This window comes from Streptomyces sp. NPDC102258 (genome assembly GCF_055584685.1).
Genome location: NZ_JBVJLO010000006.1, coordinates 405,440 through 409,589, shown reverse-complemented (window position 1 = coordinate 409,589; position 4,150 = coordinate 405,440). Strand labels below are relative to the sequence as shown.

The window sequence follows — 4,150 nt, the reverse complement described above, 5'->3', positions numbered from 1 at the left end:
GCGCCGATGGTACTGCAGGGGGGACCCTGTGGGAGAGTAGGACGCCGCCGAACAACCCGCCCTTTTAGCTCAGTCGGTAGAGCGTCTCCATGGTAAGGAGAAGGTCAACGGTTCGATTCCGTTAAAGGGCTCCAACGAGAAGGCCCCCGCCTATTGGCGGGGGCCTTTTTGCGTTTCCGGTCAGGTCAGGGCATGAGGGAGGGCCGTGGCCGGCGGAGGTTTCCGCCGGCCGCCGGAAACGGGCGGTCAGTCGCCCTCGCGCTGCTGGGGGACGCGGAAGGCCAGGATGGCCATGTCGTCCGAGGCGGGCTCCGCGGCGAAGCGTTCCACCGCGCGCAGGATGCGGGAGGCGACCGCGCCGGCCGTGAGGCCCGTACAGGTGGTGAGGACTTCGGCGAGGCCGTCGTCGCCGAGCATGCGCGTGCCCTCGCGGCGTTCCGTGACGCCGTCCGTGACGCAGAGCAGGACGTCGCCCGGCTCCAGGGTCAGGGTCTGTTCGTAGAGGTCGAGGTCGTCGATCACGCCGAGCAGGGGCTGTGGTTCGGCGGCCGGGCTGACCTGGCCGTCGGGGCGCAGGCGCAGCGGGAGGGGGTGGCCCGCGCAGACGACCTTCATGAGGGCGCCGCCGTCGGGCCGGGGGTGCAGCTCTCCGTACAACAGGGTGAGGAAGCGGCTGCGGGCGCCCTCGTCGAGGATGGCCGCGTTAAGGCGTTCCAGTACCGCGGGGGCGCTCAGGCCCTCGCGGGCCAGCAGGCGCAGGGCGTGGCGGGCCAGGCCGGTGACGGCGGCCGCCTCGGGGCCCGTACCGCAGACGTCGCCGATGGCGAAGCCGTACACGCCCTCGCGGATCGGGAAGACGTCGTAGAAGTCACCGCCCACCTCGTTGCCCTCGCCGGCCGCGCGGTAGATGACCTCGACCTCCATGCCGGGGACGGCGGGGGAGCCGGGGGGCAGCAGGCTGCGCTGGAGGGAGCGGCTGATGGCGGTGCGCTCGGAGTAGAGGCGGGCGTTGTCGAGGGCGAGGGCGGCCCGGCGCGAGAGGTCGTCGGCGAGTTCGAGGATCTCCTGGCGGAAGTGTTCCTCGCGGGGCTTGCCGAGGGTGAGCATGCCGATGACCCGGTTGCGGGCCAGCAGGGGCAGCACCACGGTCTCGCCGCCGACCGCGAGGGAGGCCTCGGCCCAGGTGCGGGCGCCGGCCTCGCGGACCGGGTCGGGCGGGCTGACCCGGGACAGGAGTTCCTTGAGGCCGTCGATGCGTTCCTCGTCCTCGTGCAGGACGTAGGCGAGGAAGGGGTCGGAGGCCGGGTCGGCGATCGTGTAGACGGCGCACCAGGTGGCCAGGGTGGGGACGGTCATCTGGGCCATCAGGGCCAGGGTCTGGTCCCGGTCGAGGGTGCCGGCGAGCAGGTCGGAGGCTTCGACGAGGAAGGAGAGGGAGCCGCGGCGCAACCGTTCCAGTTCGCCGAGGCGGGCGGACTCGACGGCGAGGGCGATCCGGTCGGCGGCGAACTGGAGGCGCAGGGCCTCTTCGTTGGAGTAGCGGCCGGGGGCCTCGGCGGCGACGCCGAGGGAGCCGGTGAGCCGGCCCTCGACTTTGAGGGGGACCGTGACCACGGAGCGCATGCCGGTGGCTTCCAGGAGCGGGACGGCTCCGGGGACGGCGGCGAGGTCGTCGTGGACGGCGGGCATGCGGGCGGAGCCGTAGCGGCTGGTGCCGGCCTCGACGGGGACGCGGGCGAAGCGCTGGCGGGTGGAGGGCAGGCCGGTGGTCGCGCGGACCTCCAGCTCGGTCTCGTCGTCGGTGGCCAGGAGCAGGAAGGCGGCGTCGGCGTCGAGCATGTCGCGGGACCGCTCGACGGTGCGCTGGAGGAGGCCCTCCAGGTCGTCGGGGGCGGGGGAGCCGATGAACAGCTCGAAGGGGTCGGCGGGGCGCGGCTCGGTGAGCTGGCCGCCGTCGGAGGAGGGGACCCGGGCGGGGGTCTGGAGCAGGGCGCGCTCGTCGTCGTGGACGAGGAGGCAGACGATGGAGGGCTCGCCGTGGGCGTCGCGGACGCGCAGGTGGGAGGCGTAGACGGGGATGACCCGGCCGTCGGCTCCGCGGATGCCGTAGCTGCCCTCCCAGCGGGACAGGCGCAGGGCCTCGGCGACGCCGGTGCCCGTGCCGGGGGTCTGGGGCCAGGCGGCGAGTTCGGCGAGGGGGCGGCCGACGGCCTTCTCGGCGGGGTGGCCGAAGATGTGCTCGGCGTCGTCGTTCCAGGCGGAGACGGTGTCGGCGGAGTCGATCTGGAGGACGGCGACGCGGACCCGGCTGTCGGCGAGGGGCAGCAGCTGGTCGGGGACGACGGGTCCCGCCGAGCGGGTACCGACCGGACGGTCCGGGAGGTCGAGGCGGAACCAGACGTGTTTGTGGGTGGCGGTGTACTCGACGCCCCAGCGGGTGGCGAGGGCGGCGCAGAGCATGAGGCCGCGGCCGCTCTCGCGGTCCGGGTCGGCGTACGGGCGCTCGCCGGGGTGCTGGAGCGGGAGTTCGCGTTCTGGATACCGGTCGCCGACCTCGACGCGTACGCCGTCCTCGGTGCGCAGGCACAGGACTTCGGCCCGGGTGCCGGCGTGGACCACGGCGTTGGTGACGAGCTCGCTGGTGAGCACCACCGCGTCGTCGACGATGTCCGCGAAGCCCCAGCCCTGCAGGGTGTCGCGGACGAACGCGCGGGCGGCGGCGACCGAGCGCCCTTGAGGGTCGAAACTGGCAGCCGCCCGTGCCGTGATCACAAGTCTCCTTCGACGCGGTGGGACATCGGTAGCCAGGTTACTTACCTTCGTGGTCGCGGGGTGGCCTGCCTCCGGGATTCCACCCGCGAGGTGCGGCCGGTGTGCGATGGTGCCGGAGTGTTATGGCCTGGTTGGGCCGGGGTGAAACACTGGGCAGTCTTGGAGAGCCGGTCTTGGATAGTCGGATGTCCGGTGGAACAGCGGTCGACCCTTTCGGGAGGGACACGGTGGAGTCTGGCGCGGCGGTGCGGCGTACGGGAACGCGCCCTAAGGGCGGACGGTCCCGGCGGGGCGGCACGACGGAAGTCGATACCGCCGCGCTGAACCGGCTGCTCACGGCCCTGGTGTCGATGCGGGACGGGAACTTCCGCAAGCGGCTGACGGTGTCCGGTGAGGGCGTGATGGCGGAGATCGCCGCCGTCTACAACGAGGTCGCCGACCGCAACCTCCACCTGACCGGGGAGCTGTCCCGGGTCCGGCGGATGGTGGGGCGCGAGGGCAAGCTGAGCGAACGGCTGGAAACGGGTGCCTGTGAGGGCTCGTGGGCGGCGGCGATCGACGCCTCGAACCAGCTGGTCGACGATCTCGCCCGGCCGGTGTCCGAGGTGGGCCGGGTGCTGTCGGCGGTGGCCGAGGGTGATCTGGATCAGCGGATGGACCTGCGGACCCAGGCCCCGGAAGGGGTGGGGCATCCGCTGCGCGGGGAGTTCCTGAAGGTCGGCCGGACGGTCAACAACCTGGTCGACCAGCTGTCGGCGTTCACCGACGAGGTGACGCGGGTGGCGCTGGAGGTGGGCACCGAGGGCAAGCTCGGCGGCCAGGCGCAGGTTCGCGGGATGTCCGGTTCCTGGAAGGACCTGACCGACTCCGTCAACACGATGGCGTACCGGCTCACCGCCCAGGTGCGTGACATCGCTCTCGTCACGACGGCGGTGGCCAAGGGCGATCTGTCGCGCAAGGTCACGGTGCACGTGGCCGGCGAGATGCTCCAGCTGAAGAACACCGTGAACACGATGGTGGACCAGCTGTCGTCCTTCTCCTCCGAGGTGACCCGCGTCGCCCGCGAGGTGGGTACGGAGGGCGAGCTGGGCGGTCAGGCGAAGGTGCCCGGGGTCGCGGGCGTCTGGAAGGACCTGACCGACTCCGTCAACACGATGGCGGGGAACCTCACGGCCCAGGTGCGGGGCATCGCCCAGGTCACGACGGCCGTCGCGAACGGCGACCTGTCGCAGAAGGTGCGGGTCAGCGCGCGCGGCGAGGTCGCGCAACTGGCCGAAACGATCAACCAGATGACCGAAACGCTGCGGACCTTCGCGGACGAGGTCACGCGCGTGGCCAGCGAGGTGGGCGCCAAGGGTCTGCTGGGCGGTCAGGCGCA

Annotated in this window: 2 protein-coding genes and 1 tRNA gene; 2 read left to right on the top strand and 1 reads right to left on the bottom strand. The window is 72.2% G+C overall.

Going from position 1 to position 4,150, the window contains the following annotated elements:
* Window positions 1-58 precede the first annotated feature (58 nt).
* Window positions 59-134: transfer RNA gene (locus ACZ6ZT_RS13690), tRNA-Thr, on the top strand.
* A gap of 112 nt (window positions 135-246) precedes the next feature.
* Here the strand turns inward: ACZ6ZT_RS13690 and ACZ6ZT_RS13685 are convergent.
* On the bottom strand, window positions 247-2,808 hold the full coding sequence (locus tag ACZ6ZT_RS13685; protein ID WP_469719090.1) for a SpoIIE family protein phosphatase: 2,562 nt from the start codon (window positions 2,806-2,808) through the stop codon (window positions 247-249).
* Between the two features lie 191 nt (window positions 2,809-2,999).
* Between ACZ6ZT_RS13685 and ACZ6ZT_RS13680 the strand changes: the two genes are divergently transcribed.
* Window positions 3,000-4,150 (top strand): HAMP domain-containing protein (locus ACZ6ZT_RS13680; RefSeq protein ID WP_469719060.1); only part of this gene is annotated, 1,151 nt, incomplete at its 3' end.